13 protein-coding genes and 1 tRNA gene are annotated in these 18813 nt (G+C 65.0%); 1 reads left to right on the forward strand and 13 read right to left on the reverse strand.

Annotation, left to right across the window (positions count from 1 at the left end; all coding sequences use genetic code 11):
- Positions 1–8: 8 nt before the first annotated feature.
- Complete coding sequence (locus A4F85_RS21595; RefSeq protein WP_063328053.1) at positions 9–1205, reverse strand: NnrS family protein; 1197 nt, start codon at positions 1203–1205, stop codon at positions 9–11.
- Between the two features lie 121 nt (positions 1206–1326).
- Between A4F85_RS21595 and A4F85_RS21600 the strand changes: the two genes are divergently transcribed.
- Positions 1327–1665 (forward strand): cupin domain-containing protein, encoded by a 339-nt coding sequence (locus tag A4F85_RS21600; protein ID WP_063327680.1) that lies wholly within the window; start codon positions 1327–1329, stop codon positions 1663–1665.
- Between the two features lie 104 nt (positions 1666–1769).
- Here the strand turns inward: A4F85_RS21600 and A4F85_RS21605 are convergent.
- From A4F85_RS21605 to rplK, 12 genes are all read right to left on the reverse strand, one after another.
- Positions 1770–1845, reverse strand: a tRNA-Phe gene (locus A4F85_RS21605).
- 66 nt (positions 1846–1911) lie between these two features.
- Positions 1912–2583 (reverse strand): response regulator, encoded by a 672-nt coding sequence (locus A4F85_RS21610; protein WP_012202448.1) that lies wholly within the window; start codon positions 2581–2583, stop codon positions 1912–1914.
- A gap of 41 nt (positions 2584–2624) precedes the next feature.
- A complete protein-coding gene (locus tag A4F85_RS21615; RefSeq protein ID WP_063327681.1) occupies positions 2625–4967 on the reverse strand; it encodes a sensor histidine kinase in 2343 nt (780 codons plus the stop codon).
- Positions 4964–5647, reverse strand: coding sequence for a DUF4390 domain-containing protein (locus tag A4F85_RS21620; RefSeq protein ID WP_231890591.1), 684 nt, complete (start codon positions 5645–5647; stop codon positions 4964–4966). Before A4F85_RS21620 ends, A4F85_RS21615 begins: the two co-directional genes overlap by 4 nt.
- Positions 5592–6980, reverse strand: a complete 1389-nt coding sequence (gene rsmB, locus A4F85_RS21625; RefSeq protein WP_063327682.1) for a 16S rRNA (cytosine(967)-C(5))-methyltransferase RsmB — start codon at positions 6978–6980, stop codon at positions 5592–5594. The genes A4F85_RS21620 and rsmB overlap by 56 nt, the downstream gene beginning before the upstream one ends.
- Complete coding sequence (locus A4F85_RS21630) at positions 6977–7606, reverse strand: hypothetical protein (RefSeq protein WP_013800274.1); 630 nt, start codon at positions 7604–7606, stop codon at positions 6977–6979. Before A4F85_RS21630 ends, rsmB begins: the two co-directional genes overlap by 4 nt.
- 134 nt (positions 7607–7740) lie before the next feature.
- Entirely contained in the window at positions 7741–11970 is a 4230-nt protein-coding gene (gene rpoC, locus A4F85_RS21635; RefSeq protein ID WP_013800273.1) for a DNA-directed RNA polymerase subunit beta', read from the reverse strand.
- A gap of 23 nt (positions 11971–11993) precedes the next feature.
- Complete coding sequence (gene rpoB, locus A4F85_RS21640; protein WP_013800272.1) at positions 11994–16106, reverse strand: DNA-directed RNA polymerase subunit beta; 4113 nt, start codon at positions 16104–16106, stop codon at positions 11994–11996.
- Between the two features lie 276 nt (positions 16107–16382).
- Positions 16383–16760, reverse strand: a complete 378-nt coding sequence (gene rplL, locus A4F85_RS21645; RefSeq protein WP_012202441.1) for a 50S ribosomal protein L7/L12 — start codon at positions 16758–16760, stop codon at positions 16383–16385.
- 37 nt (positions 16761–16797) lie between these two features.
- Positions 16798–17325 (reverse strand): 50S ribosomal protein L10, encoded by a 528-nt coding sequence (rplJ, locus tag A4F85_RS21650; protein ID WP_012202440.1) that lies wholly within the window; start codon positions 17323–17325, stop codon positions 16798–16800.
- A 226-nt stretch (positions 17326–17551) separates the two neighbouring features.
- Positions 17552–18247 (reverse strand): 50S ribosomal protein L1, encoded by a 696-nt coding sequence (rplA, locus tag A4F85_RS21655; protein ID WP_013800271.1) that lies wholly within the window; start codon positions 18245–18247, stop codon positions 17552–17554.
- Complete coding sequence (gene rplK, locus A4F85_RS21660) at positions 18248–18679, reverse strand: 50S ribosomal protein L11 (protein ID WP_012202438.1); 432 nt, start codon at positions 18677–18679, stop codon at positions 18248–18250.
- Positions 18680–18813: the final 134 nt, after the last annotated feature.

Raw genomic sequence — 18813 nt, forward strand, 5'->3', positions numbered from 1 at the left:
GCCTGCGATCATGCCTGCCGGTCGGCACGCGGGCGCACCAGCAGCGGGGCGAAACGCCACAGGTACAGCGCAAAGGCCAATACCCAGGCAGCGGCCGAGGCATGCAGCGCCGCCAGCGACAGCGCCGTGGGCAGCAGGGCCGCCAGGCGCAGCACGGCAGCGGCAATGACCAGGGCATAGGCGGCGACCATGCTGCGGTCGGTGCGCAGCGGCAGGCCCAGGTGGCCCATCGACGTCCGTGTGCACATGCCGATGATGAGCAGGGCAAAGCCGCCCGCACCGATCACATGCACGGGCCAGGCGGGGCGCAGCACCCATCCGGCCGCATGCGCGCCCGCCACCAGCAGGCCCGCACCCAGCGCCGCGTGGCCCAGGTAGAGAATCCACAGCAACGGCACGCGGCGCACGGCCTGGGGCTTCCAGGCCAGCACCTGCCACAGGGCCATCAGGCCCGCCACGGCCAGGCCGGCGGCCAGGCCCGGCCACCAGCCCGCCAGCAGGCAGGCGATGGCCACCACACCCGCGCCCAGCTGCCACTGGCCGCTGGCCGTGTGCATGGGGATCTGCAGGCCGGACACGGCGCGCATGGCGAAGAAGGGGATCACACGCCGCGCAATCAGCAGCGCAATCACGGCCATGCACAGCAGGCCTGCGTTGAAGCGCTGCATGAGCGAGCCGTAGTCGCCTTGCCAGATGGACCACAGGTACAGCGCATCGGCCACGCCCAGGCCCGCCAGCAGCAGGGGCAGCCCGTAGTTGCGCCGGCTGCGCGCCACCTGAATGGCACGGCCCAGCGCCAGCGCGGCCCAGCAGAAGAAGGCCGTCTCGCACAGCGCGGCGACCACAAAGGCCTGCGGCCCCGGCAGCAAGAAGCCTGCGCGGGCCACCAGCCACAGCAGGCACAGCGCGCCCAATGCCCGGCCCTGCAGGGGGTTGCGCCCTGTCCAGTTGCTGCCTGCCGTGAACAGAAAGCCTACGGCAATGGTGGCCACGAAGGCCCACAGCATCTCGTGCGCATGCCAGAACACGCCGGGCATGCGCCCCGCGATCCACTGCGGCGCATGGACCCACAGCGCCACCGACAGTGCAGCCCAGAGGCAGCCCAGCAGGTACAGCGGCCGGAATCCCAGCTCCAGGAAGGCCTTCCATTGCGGTGCCGGCTCCCGGGTTCGCAGGGGTTCCTCCAGTTCCAGCCATTGCGCCATGATGTCCACTCCTTCCGGCCCGCCGTGCGCCTGCATAAGATGTATTCAGCGTACATCTTCAGGCGCGCGGGCGGGGCCGCTGCGGCACCACCTTCTGACCCACATCAAGCAGGAGCCAAGCATGGCACTCGAACACGCAAAGCCACTGGATGTCATCGCCCTGCACGCCCGCGACGGCATGCACATCAGCACCAGCCTGATCAGAACGCCCCAGCTGCAGCTGCTTCGGCTGGTGCTGCCGCCCGGCCATGCACTGCCGCGCCACCAGGTGCCCGGCGAGGCCACCATTCACTGCCTGGCGGGCGAAGCCGGCATCGCCACGCGCGTGGCCAGCCTGCGGCTGGTGGCCGGCTCGGTGGTGCTGGTGCCGGCGGGCGAACCCCATGACGTGCACGCCAGGGGCGAACAGGGCTGCGTGCTGCTGGTGACCGTGACAATGCAGCCGCCCCCGCCTGAGTGACTGAAGCGTGTGGCCTGGGCGTGCTGAACAACGGCAGGCTTTTCAGCAGCACAAAGAAAAACGGACCGCTTCTTGCGAAGCAGTCCGTAATTTTTTACTGAATTTGGTGGCCTGGGACGGAATCGAACCGCCGACACAAGGATTTTCAATCCTCTGCTCTACCGACTGAGCTACCGGGCCGAGAACTAGATTATATGCAGGATTTTTTGACCCAAAAACGAAAAAGCCAAAATTCCTTCAAAAAGTCTATCCGCGCTTGTTGCGGCCCAGGTCCACGCCCAGCTGGCGCAGCTTGCGGTACAGGTGGGTGCGCTCCAGGCCGGTCTTCTCGGCCACGCGTGTCATGGAGCCGCCTTCGCGTGCCAGGTGGAATTCGAAGTAGGCCTTCTCGAAGCCGTCGCGGGCCTCGCGCAGCGGGCGGTCCAGGTCGAACCCCTGGTGTGCATGCGGCACGTTGTTGTCCACCGGCACGCGGCTGGCCGCAGGCGTGACCACGGCCGCAGTGTCCGGCTCGACCACTGCCACGGGCGCTGCAGCCGGTGCCTGGCTGGCGGCGTTGCGCGCCAGGCCCTGCTCCACGGCCTTGAGCAGCTTTTGCATGGTGATGGGTTTTTCGAGGAAGGACAGCGCACCGATGCGCGTGGCCTCCACGGCCGTCTCGATGGTGGCGTGGCCGCTCATCATGATCACGGGCATGGTCAGCAGACCTGCCGAGGCCCATTCCTTGAGCAGCGATACGCCATCGGTGTCGGGCATCCAGATGTCGAGAAGCACGAGGTCGTAGGTGTTGGAGGCGCGCGCCGAGCGTGCCTGACCGGCGTTCTCGGCCACGTCCACACTATGACCTTCGTCGTTGAGGATTTCCGACAACAAATCCCGGATCCCCAGTTCGTCGTCGACCACCAGTATGTTTGCCATGTGTCTTAAGCCTATGTGCTGAGGCGCGGGGGGCGTCAGGCCTATCCCGTACGCTCAGGCGCAAATGATAGCGACACTTGCGCACCTTGAATCACCCCGTCGTCTTCCCTGTTGCCCAGGTCGATGCGGGCGCCATGCTCGTCTGCGATTTTCTTGACCACGGCCAGGCCCAGGCCTGTGCCTCGCACCTTGGTCGTGACGTAGGGCTCGAAGGCCCGTTGAAGGATGTTGGCGGCGAAGCCCGTGCCGCTGTCACTGATGCTCAGGCGCACGCGGCGCGTGGACTCGTTCCAGCGCGTCTCTATGGTCACGGGGCCGGGGGGCTGGCCGCTTTCCTGCGCGCGCTGGGCCGTGGCGTCCTGGGCATTCTGCAAAAGATTGTGAATGACCTGGCGCAGCTGCTGGCCATCGCCGGAAATCGGCGGGCATTGCGGGTCCAGCACGCAGTCCACGCGCACTTCGGCGTTCTCTTCCCCATACAGCTGGAGCACATCGGTGACCAGCGCGTTGAGGTCCAGCGACTGCAGGTTGGCGGCGGGAAGGCGCGCGTAGTCGCGGAATTCATCGACCAGGCGCTTCATGGCGCCGACCTGATCGACGATGGTCTTGACGGACTTGGCCAGCAGCGCCTGGTCAGCCGGCTGCAGCTTGTCGGTCAGCCGCATGGCCATGCGCTCGGCCGACAGCTGGATGGGCGTGAGCGGGTTCTTGATCTCGTGGGCCACGCGGCGCGCCACCTCGCCCCAGGCCTGGGCACGCTGGGCCGAGACGATTTCCGAGATGTCGTCGAAGACCAGCAGGCGCTGCGCATCGGGCAGCTCCGCACCACGCATGACCAGGGTGGTGGTGTGCTGGATGACGCCGCCATCGGTGGAGGCATGCAGCTCATGCACCAGTTGCCAGCGATCGCGCCCCTGCTCGCCCAGGAAGAGCGCGAACTGCTCCTGCACGACTTCGCCGAACTGCTCCAGCCCCGGCACCTGGGACAGCAGCCGGCCTTCATGGACGGCCATGGGCGCGCGCAATATGCGCGTGGCGCCGGGATTGCTCAGCACGATGGCGCCCCGCGCGTCCAGCACGATGACGCCCGAGGTGAGGTTGTCGAGGATGGTCTGCAGGTTGCCGCGTGCGGCATCGAGCTGGCCCATGCTGCGGTTGGCTTCGGCGCGGGCGTCGGCCAGTTGCTGGGTCATGAGCGCAAAGGAGCGTGTGAGCCCGCCGATCTCGTCGCGCGTCTGCAGCGCCGGCTTGGGCCGCAGGTCGCCGCGCGCCACGTCGCGCATGCCCTGGGCCAGCAGCAGCAGCGGCCTGGCCAGCTGGTTGCCCAGCACGATGGCCAGCACCACGGCGCCGAAGACGGCCAGGAACAGGCTGAGCGTGAGCGTGCCTATGTACATGCGCTGCAGGCCACCGCGTGCCAGCGCGCGCTCCTGGTATTCGCGGTTGGCTGCCTGCACGGCCAGGGCATTGGTCACCAGGGCCTGCGGCAGTGCAATGGTGGCCTGCAGGTAGCGCGGCTCGGTCAGCAGGCCCACGCTCGGGTTGGGCACCAGGGCCAGGGTGCGGACCTGGGCGCCAGGCGCGGTGGCGCCGGGCTGGGCCATGCCGTCGTCGTCCAGGCCTTCGATGCTGGCCACGGCGCGCTGCTCGCGCAGCGAGCGCAGCATTTGCGCGCTGGGGCGTTCGGGCTGCAGGTTGAAGCGCGACTGGCCCACGCTGGCGATGGCGCGCAGGCCCGCAAGGTCGCCGCCGCGGGTGGTCTGCGTCGGGCCCATGACGGCAAGCTCCGATGCACTCCACAGCACGACATCGGTGGCACCCAACTGGTCGCGCACGCGCTCCAGGATCAGCGCAGCGCCGGCATCGGAGACCTGGGACAGCTGGGCGCCTGCGGTGCGCGTGTTGTTGGCCATGTCATTGGCCACGGTCTCCAGCGTGGCACTGGCCAGGCTGACGCCGGCCGACAGCGCGCCCTCGACCTGCACATCGAACCAGCTTTCGATGGAGCGCGAGACGAACTGGTAGGAGACGATGTAGATCAGCAGGCCCGGCACCAGGCCCACCAGCGTGAAGATGCCGGCCAGCTTGAGCAGCAGGCGGCTACCGAAGCGCCCGCGCTGCAGCCGTATGGCCAGGCGGATGCCGCCCCAGGCCAGGATGGCCAGCAGCAGGCCGGCCACGACCACGTTGGCGGCGAACAGCCAGTTGTAGTTGCGCTCGTAGTCCAGGCGGTTGTTGGTGGCCAGGGTGAGCAGGAACAGCAGCAGCACGCCGACCAGGCCCATGAGGCCGGCGCCCACGCCCACGGCCCAGCGCGTGCCGCGCGACAGGCCGGCCGAGGCCGGCAGGGCCACGCGTTCGTCGTCGGCCGAGGCCCTGCTCATGGCGCGTCTTCCAGCATCTGGGTGCGCGACAGCTGCAGGTTCCAGCCCGAGCGGCCCAGCGCGCCGATCTGCAGCGGCCTGGGCAGCTGGGACAGGTCGATGCGAAAGCGCAGTTGCACCGATACGCCCGATTGCGTGGGCGCCGTGTCCATGATCTTCCAGCGCGAGATGCGCTGCATGGAGGCCAGCGCATCGTCCAGGCTTTCGAAGGTCTGGCCCAGCGCCAGCCCCAGGCCGCTGCTGGAGAACGGGGTGCTGGAGATGTGCAGGCGCCAGCGGCGCGTCAGCGGCTGGTGGCTGAGGCGGTAGTGGCGGCTGGCGGTGGCCAGTTGCTGATCGGACCAGTACCAGCGCTCGCGCTGGATCTGGGCATCGGCCACGAAGTACATGGGGATGCCCTGGCGCAGCGCATCGTCGATCTGGTAGGGCAGCTCGAAATGGAGGTTGGCCGACAGCAGCAGGCCGTCGTCGGAGCGATCGAGCTGCATGGGGCCGATCTCGGCCGTCAGGGCATCGGCCCTGGCCTGCAGGCCCAGGCCCGCCAGCACGCCGGCCAGCAAAAGCGCCCCGGCCAGCCGCGCCAGCAGGCGCAGCCAGGCTGGCGACCAGGCCCGATGGGGGGGGTCAGCGCGTCTTTTGCAGCAAGGCGTAGAAGAAACCGTCGTGGTCACCCAAAGCATTGTCAGCCAGCATGCCGGCTTTGTCGGCTTTGCCCGGGATTAAATGCCCCGGTGCCGCCAGGGTTCGCGCCTCACTGTTGCGTGTAACAAACGCTTGAACCTGTGCCTCGCCCTCTTCCCTGAAGACCGAGCAGGTGCAGTAGAGCAGGCGCCCGCCGGGCTGCAGCAGGGGCCACAGGGTGTCGAGCAGGCGCGCCTGGATCTCGGCCAGCTGGCGCACATCGCTTTCGCGGCGCAGCCAGCGCACGTCGGGCTGGCGCCGCACGATGCCCGAGGCCGTGCAGGGCGCGTCCAGCAAGATGGCGTCGAACCGCTGGCCGCCGCATTGCGCATCGAACCACTGGTCGGGCCGGGATGCGTCGGCCACCACCACGCGGGCCTGCAGGCGCAGCCGCCCCAGCGTGTCCGCGATGCGCGCGGCGCGCTCGGCATCTATCTCCAGCGCCGTGACCTCCAGGGTCTGCGGTGCTGCGTACTCCAGCAGGTGGGCCGTCTTGCCGCCCGGGGCGGCGCAGGCATCGAGCACACGCAGCGCGCGGCCGGCGGGCTGCTCCAGCCCCTGCAGCAGCAGCGGCGCGGCCAGTTGCGCGGCCGCATCCTGCACCGAGGCCAGGCCCTCGTCGAAGCCCGGCAGGGATTGCACCGGCAGGGCATGCTGCAGTTGCAGGCCGCTGTCGGCCACGGCCAGGGAAGGCACGTCCATGGCCTGCAGCGCTGCCTGGTAGGACTGGCGGTCCGTTTGTTGGCGGTTGACGCGCAGCGTCATCGGCGGCTGTTCATTGTTGGCCTGCAGGATGGCTTGCCAATGATCGGGATGGTCCTTGCGCAAACGGGCGATCCACCAGGCCGGGTGGTTCCAGACGGCCTGCGGCTGGTCGTCGGTGGCGGCGACCAGGGCATCGCGCTCGCGCAGGAAGCGGCGCAGGCAGGCATTGATGAAGCCGGACTGGGCGCGCGTGGGCCCCTGCTTGGCAGCCTCCACCGTCTGGTTGACCAGGGTGAATGGTGGGTACGGTGCCCGGGACTCATCCCAGGCCAGGGCCAGGGCCGTGTTCAGCAATGCGCTGACGCGCGGCGGCGGGTTGCGCGAGGCCAGCTGCTTTTGCAGCGCCTGGGCACGGCCCAACTGGCGCAGCACCTGGAACAGCAGCGCCTGGACGCCGGGGCGCAGCGGCTGCGCCACGCGCGCCAGCACGCTGCGGCTGGACTGGCCTTCAAGCACGGACTGCAGGCATTGGGCAACGGCGTCGAGCTGCTGCCAAAGAGGCGGCGCGGCAGGTGCCTGCGAGGGCGCCGCAGCGCGGCGCGGGGAAGAATGCGTGCGTTGGTTCATGTTCCACTTTCCTGTGCCTTGCTGGCGACAGGCTCGACCAGCAGGCTGCGCACCGGGCGAAAGCCCAGCAGCCAGGCCAGCAGCCTGGCCGGATATTGCGCAATGGCGGCGTTGTAGCGCTCGGCCGCGGCGTTGAATTGCTGCAGTCCCAGGCGGTTGCGCACCTGGTGCTCGGTCCAGCGCTGCTGCCAGGGCTGCAGCGGATCGGGGTCCGGCGATGGGGCATCTGGTGGCGCAGCGCCAGTGCCAGCGGCGCCGGCGCCGGTATCAACGGCGACCTTGGTCATGGCCTGCCAGGCCACGTCCAGCGCCGAACAGGCGTGCTCCAGCGAGGCCAGCGCGGTCTCGCGCAGCGGCCGGCCACGGGCATCGACCAGGGCCGCCTGCAGCTGTGCGGCGGTCTGGTGCAGTGCGGCCTGGGCATGCACAAGGGCGGGGCTTTGGCCTTCGGCCTTGGGCTGGGCCTCGAAGGCCTGCAGCATGGCATGCCACTGGCCCAGGTGCGCATCGAGCGCTCCGAACTGCTGCACGCAGCCGCTGCGCAGCCGGGCCAGCCGGTTGTATGCGCCAACGGCCCAGAACACCAGCAGTGCCAGCAGCATCCATTCAAGAGACAAGGACCACATCGTCTGCAATGGCCCGGCCGGAAGCTGGTCCGGCCGAACTCTGGTTATTCCCAAAGAAAAACGCTCCCGCCTGCGCAGGGCAGGCCGGGAGCGTCACGTCACTTCAAGGGCTCGCTTGCGCTCGCCCGAGTGTCTCAGTCAGCGGAAGCGTCACCGGCGACGGCAGCCACGCCAGCGTCGTCGTCAGCCATCACACCGGCCAGTTCGGCCGCTTCGGCGTCGGCGATGGCGCGGCGCTCTGCGTCGTCCATGGCGTCCTTGGCCTTGCGTGCCTGGTGGTAGGCCAGACCCGTACCAGCGGGGATCAGGCGACCCACGATGACGTTTTCCTTCAGGCCACGCAGCTCGTCGCGCTTGCCCATGATGGCAGCCTCGGTGAGCACGCGGGTCGTTTCCTGGAACGACGCGGCGGAGATGAAGGAGTCGGTCGACAGCGAGGCCTTGGTAATACCCAGCAGCACGTTGGAGTACGTGGCGGGGATCTTGCCTTCGCGCTGCAGGGCCTCGTTGGTATTGAGGATTTCCGAACGCTCGACCTGCTCGCCAGCGATGTAGGTCGAATCGCCGGTGTTCTCGACCACGACGCGGCGCAGCATCTGGCGAACGATCACCTCGATGTGCTTGTCATTGATCTTCACACCCTGCAGACGGTAGACGTCCTGCACTTCATCAACGATGTAGCGCGACAGCTCCTCGATGCCCAGCAGGCGCAGGATGTCCTGCGGATCGGCCGGGCCGTCGACGATGGACTCGCCCTTGTTGACCACCTGGCCTTCGTGCACCAGGATGTTCTTTTCCTTGGGCACGAGCTCTTCCCAGACCTTGCCATCCAGATCGGTGATCTGCATGCGCACCTTGCCCTTGGTTTCCTTGCCGAAGGAGATGGTGCCGGTCATCTCGGCCAGCGTGCCCTTGTCCTTGGGCGTACGGGCTTCGAACAGCTCGGCCACACGGGGCAGACCGCCGGTAATGTCGCGGGTCTTCTGGCCTTCGACAGGGATACGGGCCAGCACTTCGCCGGGGCCCACGTCCTGGCCGTCACGCACCTGGATCAGAGCGCCGACCTGGAAGCCGATCGTCACCGAGTGGTCGGTGCCGGGGATCTTGACTTCCTGGTTGTTGGCATCGATCAGCTTGACCTGAGGACGCACGACCTTGGCAGAGCCACGGCGCTTGGGATCGATCACCACCAGCGTGGACAGGCCGGTCACTTCGTCGACCTGCTTGGCCACGGTCAGGCCCTCTTCCACATTCTCGAAGCGCACCTGGCCGGCGTACTCGGTAATGATGGGTCGGGTCAGCGGATCCCAGTTGGCCAGGATCAGACCGGCCTTGACCTGCTGGTCGGGCCTGACGGTCAGCACGGCACCGTAAGGCACCTTGTGGCGCTCACGCTCGCGGCCGTTGTCGCTGATGACGATTTCGCCCGAACGCGAAATCACGACCAGCTCACCCTTGGTGTTGCTGACGTAACGCATCGTGCTGTTGAAGCTGATGGCGCCGTTGGACTTGGCTTCCACGCTCGATGCGATGGCAGCGCGCGAAGCGGCACCACCGATGTGGAAGGTACGCATGGTCAGCTGCGTGCCGGGCTCGCCGATGGACTGGGCGGCGATCACACCCACGGCTTCGCCGAGGTTGATCTGGCCGCCGCGGCCCAGGTCGCGGCCGTAGCACTTGGCGCACAAGCCGTAGCGGGTTTCGCAGTTCAGCGCGGTGCGGACCTTGATCTCGTCCACGCCTTGCAACTCGAGTTCATCGATCCCGTCTTCGTTGAGCAGCGTGCCTGCGGGCAGCAGGACGGCCAGCGTCTCGGGGTGCACGACGTCCTCGGCCGTGGTACGGCCCAGCACGCGGTCGCGCAGCGATTCGATCACTTCACCGCCTTCGACGATGGCGCGCATCAGTGCGCCATTGGTCGTGCCGCAATCGTCCTCGTTGACCACCAGATCCTGCGTCACGTCCACCAGACGACGCGTCAGGTAGCCGGAGTTGGCCGTCTTCAACGCCGTGTCGGCCAGACCCTTTCGGGCGCCGTGGGTGGAGATGAAGTACTGCAGAACGTTCAGGCCTTCACGGAAGTTCGCCGTAATGGGCGTCTCGATGATGGAGCCGTCAGGCTTGGCCATCAGGCCACGCATGCCGGCCAGCTGGCGGATCTGCGCGGCCGAGCCGCGGGCGCCGGAGTCGGCCATCATGTAAATGGCGTTGAACGATTCCTGCTCGACTTCGTTGCCATGGCGGTCGATGACCTTTTCCTTGGCAAGCTGGGCCATCATGACCTTGGAGACTTCGTCGCCGGCCTTGCCCCAGATGTCCACCACCTTGTTGTAGCGCTCGCCAGCGGTCACGAGACCGGAGACGTACTGCTGTTCAATCTCCTTCACCTCGGCTTCGGCACGGCCGATGATCTCGGCCTTTTGCGGCGGCACCAGCATGTCGCCGATGGCGATCGAGATACCGGCGTGCGTGGACAGGCGGAAGCCGTTTTGCAGCAGCTTGTCGGCAAACACCACCGTGGCCTTGAGACCGCACTTGCGGAACGAGGCGTTGATGAGCTTGGAGATTTCCTTCTTCTTGAGCGCCTTGTTCATGTGGCTGAACGGCAGGCCCTTGGGAAGGATCTCGGACATCAGGGCGCGGCCCACGGTGGTTTCCACCAGGCTGGTCGAAGGCTCGAACTCGCCGGAGTCCTTGTTCTTGGTCCACTCGGTCAGACGCACGCTGATCTTGGCGGCCAGTTCGACCTGGTCGGAGTCCAGCGCGCGCTGCACTTCACCGATGTCGGCGAAGATCATGCCTTCGCCCTTGCCGTTGATGCGCTCGCGCGTTGCGTGGTACAGACCCAGCACCACGTCCTGCGAAGGAACGATGGAGGGCTCGCCCGATGCGGGGAACAGCACGTTGTTGGAGGCCAGCATCAGCGTGCGGGCTTCCATCTGTGCTTCCACCGACAGCGGAACGTGGACAGCCATCTGGTCACCGTCGAAGTCGGCGTTGAAGGCCGCGCAGACGAGCGGGTGCAGCTGGATGGCCTTGCCTTCGATCAGGATGGGCTCGAAGGCCTGGATGCCCAGTCGGTGCAGCGTGGGAGCACGGTTCAGCATGACCGGGTGCTCCTTGATGACCTCTTCGAGGATGTCCCACACCACGGGCGTGCCGGATTCCACTTCCTTCTTCGCCGCCTTGATGGTGGTGGCGATGCCGCGCTGCTCGAGCTGCGCGAAGATGAAGGGCTTGAACAGTTCCAGCGCCATCAGCTTGGGCAGACCGCACTGGTGCAGCTTGAGGTACGGACCCACCGTGATCACGGAACGGCCCGAATAGTCCACGCGCTTGCCCAGCAAGTTCTGGCGGAAACGACCGCTCTTGCCCTTGATCATGTCGGCCAGCGACTTCAGGGCACGCTTGTTGGCGCCCGTCATGGCCTTGCCACGGCGGCCGTTGTCCAGCAGCGAGTCCACCGCTTCCTGCAGCATGCGCTTTTCGTTGCGCGCGATGATTTCCGGAGCCTTCAGCTCCAGCAGGCGGCGCAGACGCGAGTTGCGGTTGATGACGCGGCGATACAGGTCGTTCAGGTCGGACGTCGCGAAGCGGCCGCCGTCCAGCGGCACCAGCGGACGCAGGTCCGGGGGCAGCACGGGCAGCACTTCCATGACCATCCAGCCCGGCTTGATGCCGGACTTCTTGAACGCTTCCAGCAGCTTCAGGCGCTTGGCGTTCTTCTTGACCTTGACTTCGGAGCCGGTCAGATCGCCACGCAGGCGCTCGGTCTCGACGTCGATGTCGATGCCTTCGAGCAGGTCCTTGATGCCTTCGGCGCCCATCTTGGCTTCGAACTCGTCACCGTATTCGGTGCGCTTGGCCTCGTAATCGTCCTCGGTCATGATGCTGAACTTCTTCAGCGGGGTCATGCCGGGGTCGGTCACCACGTAGGCTTCGAAGTACAGCACGCGCTCGATGTCGCGCAGCGTCATGTCGAGCACCAGGCCCAGACGCGACGGCAGCGACTTCAGGAACCAGATGTGGGCGCAGGGCGCAGCCAGGTCGATGTGGCCCATGCGCTCGCGGCGCACCTTGGTCTGGGTCACTTCGACGCCGCACTTCTCGCAGATCACACCGCGGTGCTTGAGGCGCTTGTACTTGCCGCACAGGCACTCGTAGTCCTTGATGGGGCCAAAGATCTTGGCGCAGAACAGACCATCGCGCTCGGGCTTGAACGTGCGGTAGTTGATGGTCTCGGGCTTCTTCACCTCGCCGAAGGACCAGGAACGGATCTTCTCGGGAGAAGCCAGACCGATCTTGATGGCATCGAAATGCTCATCAGGCGTGAATTGCTTGAACAGGTCGAGTAGAGATTTCATAAGACTCTTTCCCTTTTCAATATTTAAGAACGCTCAAGCTCGATGTCGAGGCCCAGGGAGCGGATTTCCTTGACCAGCACGTTGAACGACTCGGGCATGCCTGCCTCGATGGCGTGCTCGCCCTTGACGATGGATTCGTACACCTTGGTACGGCCCACCACGTCGTCGGACTTCACGGTCAGCATTTCCTGCAGCACATAGGCGGCGCCGTAAGCTTCCAGCGCCCACACTTCCATTTCCCCGAAACGCTGGCCACCGAACTGGGCCTTGCCGCCCAGCGGCTGCTGCGTCACCAGAGAGTACGGACCCGTGGAGCGGGCGTGCATCTTGTCGTCGACCAAGTGGTGCAGCTTCAGGTAGTGCATGTAGCCGATGGTGGTCGGACGCTCGAAGCGGTCGCCGGTGCGGCCGTCATACAGGTAGGCCTGCGTGCGCGACTCGGTCAGCCCCTTGCGCTGGGCCAGTTCCTCCGGATATGCCAGATGCAGCATGTCCTGGATTTCCTGCTCGGACGCACCATCGAACACCGGCGTGGCAAACGGCACGCCCGTGGTCAGCGCCTGCGCCATGGACACGATCTCCTTGTCGTCGAGCTGCGTCAGGTCTTCCTTGCGGCCGCGCGAGTTGTAGATCTCTTCCATGAAGGTACGGATCTCGGCAGCGCGGGCTTCCTGCTGCAGCATGTCGCCGATGCGCTGGCCCAGGCCCTTGCCGGCCCAGCCCAGATGCACTTCCAGCACCTGGCCGATGTTCATACGCGAAGGCACGCCCAGCGGGTTCAGCACGATGTCGGCAGTGGAGCCGTCGGCCATGTAGGGCATGTCCTCGACCGGAACGATCTTGGAGACCACACCCTTGTTGCCGTGGCGGCCGGCCATCTTGTCGCCGGGTTGCAGGCGGCGCTTGACGGCCAGGTAGACCTTGACCATCTTGAGCACGCCAGCGGGCAGCTCGTCGCCCTGGGTGAGCTTCTTGCGCTTTTCTTCAAAAGCCAGGTCGAAGCTGTGGCGCGTCTGCTCCAGCGAGTTCTTGATGGACTCGAGCTGGGTGGCGACTTCGTCCTCTGCAGGACGGATGTCGAACCAGTGGAACTTCTCCACGCCATCCAGGTAGGCCTTGTCGATCTTGGCGCCCTTGGCCAGCTTCTGCGGGCCGCCGTTGGCCACGCGGCCATTGAGCAGCTTCTCGATACGGTCGAAGGCGTCGGCCTCGACGATGCGCAGCTGGTCGTTCAGGTCCAGGCGGTAGCGCTTGAGTTCATCGTCGATGATCTGCTGGGCGCGCTTGTCACGCTGGATGCCTTCACGGGTGAAGACCTGCACGTCGATCACGGTGCCTTGCGAGCCCTGGTCCACGCGCAGCGAGGTGTCCTTCACGTCGGAAGCCTTCTCGCCGAAGATGGCGCGCAGCAGCTTCTCTTCAGGCGTCAGCGTGGTCTCGCCCTTGGGCGTGACCTTGCCGACCAGCACATCGCCGGGCTGCACTTCCGCACCCACGTAGATGATGCCGGACTCGTCCAGGCGGTTGAGCTGCTGCTCGGACAGGTTCGGGATGTCGCGCGTGATTTCCTCGGCACCGAGCTTGGTGTCGCGGGCCATCACCACGAGTTCTTCGATGTGGATCGAGGTGTAGCGGTCTTCGGCCACCACGCGCTCATTGATCAGAATCGAATCCTCGAAGTTGTAGCCGTTCCAGGGCATGAAGGCGATCAGCATGTTCTGACCGATGGCGATTTCGCCCAGGTCGGTCGATGCGCCGTCGGCCACCACGTCACCCTTGGCCAGCTTGTCGCCACGCTTGACGATGGGACGCTGGTGGATGTTGGTGTTCTGGTTGGAACGCTGGTACTTGATGAGGTTGTAGATGTCCACGCCGACTTCGCCGGCCACGGCTTCCGCATCGTTCACGCGGACCACGATGCGCGTTGCATCGACATAGTCCACGATACCGCCGCGGGTTGCCGTCACCACGGTGCCGGAGTCCACTGCCGCCACACGCTCGATGCCCGTGCCCACCATGGGCTTTTCGGGACGCAGCACAGGCACGGCCTGACGCGACATGTTGGCGCCCATCAATGCGCGGTTCGCGTCATCGTGTTCCAGGAACGGAATCAGCGAGGCAGCCACCGACACGATCTGTGCGGGCGACACGTCCATGTACTGAACGCGCTCGGCCGACACCAGGGTCGAATCACCCTTTTCGCGCGCCGACACCAGGTCGCCGATCAGGCGGCCTTCGGCATCCAGCTCGGCATTGGCCTGGGCGATGATGTACTTGCCTTCCTCGATGGCCGACAGGTAGTCGATCTCCATCGTGACCTTGCCGTCGGCCACCCGGCGGTACGGCGTCTCGATGAAGCCGTACTCGTTCAGGCGGGCGTACAGGGCCAGCGAGTTGATCAGGCCGATGTTCGGGCCTTCAGGCGTTTCGATAGGGCAGACGCGGCCGTAGTGGGTCACGTGCACGTCGCGCACTTCGAAGCCTGCACGCTCGCGGGTCAGACCGCCCGGGCCCAGGGCCGAGACGCGACGCTTGTGCGTGATTTCGGCCAGAGGGTTGGTCTGGTCCATGAACTGCGACAGCTGCGACGCACCGAAGAATTCCTTCAGGGCGGCCGAAATCGGCTTGCTGTTGATCAGGTCATGGGGCATCAGCGGCTCTTGCTCGGCCTGGCCCAGACGCTCCTTCACAGCCTTCTCGATACGTGCCAGGCCCGTGCGGTACTGGTTTTCGGCCAGTTCGCCCACGCAACGCACGCGGCGGTTGCCCAGGTGGTCGATATCGTCGACTTCGCCCTTGCCATTGCGCAGATCCACCAGGATCTTGACCACGGCCAGGATGTCCTCGTTGGACAGCACCATGGGGCCGGTGGCGCCATCGCGGCCGACCTTGGCGTTGAACTTCATGCGGCCCACGCGCGACAGATCGTAGGTGTCGGCGTTGTAGAACAGGCGCTGGAACAGGGCCTGCACGGCGTCTTCGGTCGGCGGCTCGCCGGGGCGCATCATGCGGTAGATGGCCACGCGTGCAGCGAACTCATCGACGGTTTCGTCGGTGCGCAGGGTCTGCGAGATGTAGGCGCCCTGGTCCAGCTCATTCGTGTAGATGCACTGCAGATCCTGGATGCCGGCGCTGCGCAGCTTCTTGAGCAGGGACTCGGTCAGCTCTTCATTGGCCTTGGCGATGATCTCGCCCGTGTCCGGATCGACGATGTTCTTGGCGACCACGCGGCCGATCAGGAAATCTTCGGGGACGCTGATGAACTTGGTGCCCGACTGCTCCAGCTCGCGCGTGTGGCGAGCGGTGACGCGCTTGTCCTTGGCGACCACGACCTTGCCCGACTTGTCGGTGATGTCGAAGCGCGCGACTTCGCCGCGCAGGCGCTCGGAGACGAACTCCATCTGCGCGCCCGAATCCATGAGGCGGAAGTTGTCGTTGACGAAGAAGTTGGCCAGGATCGATTCCGGCGTCAGGCCGATGGCCTTCAGCAGAATGGACACGGGCATCTTGCGGCGACGGTCGACGCGGAAGAACAGCAGGTCCTTGGGGTCGAACTCGAAGTCCAGCCACGAGCCGCGGTAAGGAATGATGCGTGCCGAGAACAGCAGCTTGCCCGAGCTGTGGGTCTTGCCCTTGTCGTGCTCGAAGAACACGCCAGGCGAGCGGTGCAGCTGCGAGACGATGACACGCTCGGTGCCGTTGATGATGAACGAGCCCTTTTCGGTCATCAGGGGCACTTCGCCCATGTAGACCTCTTGCTCCTTGACTTCCTTGACCACCTTGGACTGCGAGGTCGAAGACTCACGGTCATAGATGATCAACTGGACCTTGGCGCGCACGGCGGAGGCGAACGTCAGACCACGGGTCTGGCACTCGCGCACATCGAAAGCAGGCTTGGCGAGGTTGTACTCGACGAACTTCATCTCCACAAAACCGTTGTGGGAGACGATGGGGAAGGCGGAGTTGAAGGCCGCTTGCAGGCCTTCGATGGTGCGTTTTTTGGGGGCTACATCTGACTGCAAGAATGCGGTATATGCATCTTTTTGCATCTGCAGCAGGTAAGGCACTTCGAGCACGCTGTCGCGGCTCCCGAAGCTTTTGCGGATTCGCTTGCGTTCGGTGTAAGAATAGGCCATGAGATCTCCGGGCAAAGACATGAGTCCTGGGTCTGCGACGACTGCCCCACATGGAAAGCTCCCTGCGGGCTTGGCGGTTGGCCACTACCAACCATGGCTGACGGCGATGCGTTGCACATCGCCCGAACCAAGGCATCTTCTGCTGTCGGGTTGTCAGAAGACACTAAAAAACAGACTGTGCTGACTGCTTTTTAGTGTGCTCTATGGATCAGCGCTCCACAAGCGCCAAAGGCTGGAGGCCCTTTTTCGGAGCCTCCAGCCCTTGAGGGGACTGAATTACTTCAGTTCAGCCTTGGCACCGGCTTCCACCAGCTTCTTCACAGCGGCTTCAGCGTCAGCCTTGGCAACGCCTTCCTTGACGTTCTTGGGAGCGCCGTCGACCAGGTCCTTGGCTTCCTTCAGACCCAGGCCGGTGATTTCACGCACGGCCTTGATGACGGAAACCTTGTTCGCGCCGGCTTCGGTCAGCACAACGTTGAACTCGGTCTTTTCTTCTGCAGCAGCAGCGCCGCCAGCAGCGCCGCCAGCAGCGGGAGCAGCCATAGCGGCAGCGCTCACGCCAAACTTCTCTTCAATGGCCTTCACCAGGTCATTGAGTTCCAGGACCGTCATGCCGTCGAGCGCGGTCAGAAATGCGTCTTTATCGAATGCCATTTTGATTTCCTAACAATATTGGTTAACTGCCGCGCGCTCAGGCTGCGACTGCTTCGGCTGCCGGTTCTTCGGCAGAGCCTTCGCTCTTCTTTGCCGCCAGGGCGCCCAGCACAACGGCCGTACGCGAGATAGGCGACATCAGCAAGCCACACAGTTGTGCCAGCAGAACTTCCTTCGAGGGGATGTTCGCCAGTTGCTTCACACCGTTCACGTCCAGGGCCTTGCCTGCAAACGCACCACCGCGGATCACCAGCTTGTCGTTGGTTTTCGCGAAGTCGGCCACCACCTTGGCGGCGGCCACTGCGTCTTCAGAGAAGCCATAGATCAGAGGGCCGGTCATCTGGTCGGCGACAACGTCAAACTGGCTGCCAGCCACAGCACGGCGGGCCAGCGTGTTCTTCAACACGCTCAGGCTCACACCCTTGCTGCGAGCATCAGAACGCAGTTTGGTCATGTCGGCGACCGTGATGCCGCGGTATTCCGCGATCACAAGCGTTTGAGCTTTTGCGGCGAGGCTGGTCACTTCATTGATGACCGCTTCTTTCTCACTGCGATTAAGACTCAAGGTCTACTCCTTCAAATGCGCACTCGGGGCAAGCCCCTCATGCGCGCTCTTGTTGCAGCGACCAACTGTTTTGGAAATGCATCCATCTGCAGCGGGATCGCCATCTGCGTTGGCCCCGGGGGTTTAAGTGCCGCAAGGCACACCAACGGTCTTGGATGACCCGGCGCATCGCTGCACCGGCCCACCACTGAGGCACCCCGAAAGGTGTCTCAAGATTTCTTGGCTATCAGGCCGAGATGGTTTGCGTGTCGACGCGAACGCCCACACCCATGGTCGACGAAACAGCGACCTTGCGCAGGTACAGGCCTTTGCTCGAAGCGGGCTTGGACTTGTTCAGGGCGTCGATCAGCGCAGCCAGGTTGCCTTGCAGCTTCTCGTTGTCGAACGAGCGGCGGCCGATGGTGGCGTGGATGATGCCGGCCTTGTCGACGCGGTATTGCACCTGACCAGCCTTGGCGTTCTTCACAGCCGTGGCCACATCGGGAGTCACCGTGCCAACCTTGGGGTTGGGCATCAGGCCGCGCGGGCCCAGGATCTGGCCCAGCGTACCGACGACGCGCATGGCGTCGGGGGCAGCGATGACCACGTCGAAGGGCATGTCGCCAGCCTTCACGCGGGCAGCCAGGTCGTCCATGCCGACCACGTCGGCGCCGGCAGCCTTGGCTTCTTCAGCCTTGGCGCCTTGGGCGAACACAGCCACGCGGGCAATCTTGCCGGTGCCATGGGGCAGCACGACAGCGCCGCGAACCACTTGGTCAGACTTCTTGGCGTCCACGCCCAGTTGCACGGCCACGTCGATGGATTCATCGAACTTGGCGGTGGCAGCATCCTTCACCAGCGCGACTGCGTCAGCGAAAGCGTACAGCTTGGTGGACTCCACCTTGCCCTGGAGAGCCTTTTGCTTCTTGGTCAACTTGGCCATTTACACGCCCTCCACAATCACGCCCATCGAGCGAGCCGAACCAGCCAGCGTACGCACGGCGGCGTCCACGTCAGCAGCGTTCATGTCCTTCAGCTTGGTGTTGGCGATCTCTTCCAGCTGAGCGCGGGTGATCTTGCCGACCTTGTTCTTCAGGGGGTTGGAAGAACCCTTGTCCAGCTTGATGGCCTTCTTGATCAGCACAGTCGCCGGAGGCGTCTTGATGATGAAGGTGAAGCTCTTGTCCGCGAAGGCCGTGATGACCACGGGCAGGGGCAGTCCGGGCTCGACACCTTGGGTCTGGGCGTTGAACGCCTTGCAGAATTCCATGATGTTGAGGCCGCGCTGACCCAGCGCAGGACCGATCGGGGGAGAGGGATTGGCCTTACCAGCTGGCACTTGCAGCTTGATGAAGCCGACGATTTTCTTCGCCATTGAATGCTCCTTGCGGGTATAGCGCCGCCGGCCCAACCAACAACAGTTGCAGCCGACAGCTCCCCGGGGGTTAAAAGACTCTTGTGAGAACGCCCTGCACCAAGCCTAAAAATGCAGAGCCAGAGATTGTAAGC

Origin of the sequence: Delftia sp. GW456-R20 (assembly GCF_001622915.1) — a bacterium.
GTDB classification, from domain to species: domain Bacteria; phylum Pseudomonadota; class Gammaproteobacteria; order Burkholderiales; family Burkholderiaceae_C; genus Comamonas; species Comamonas acidovorans.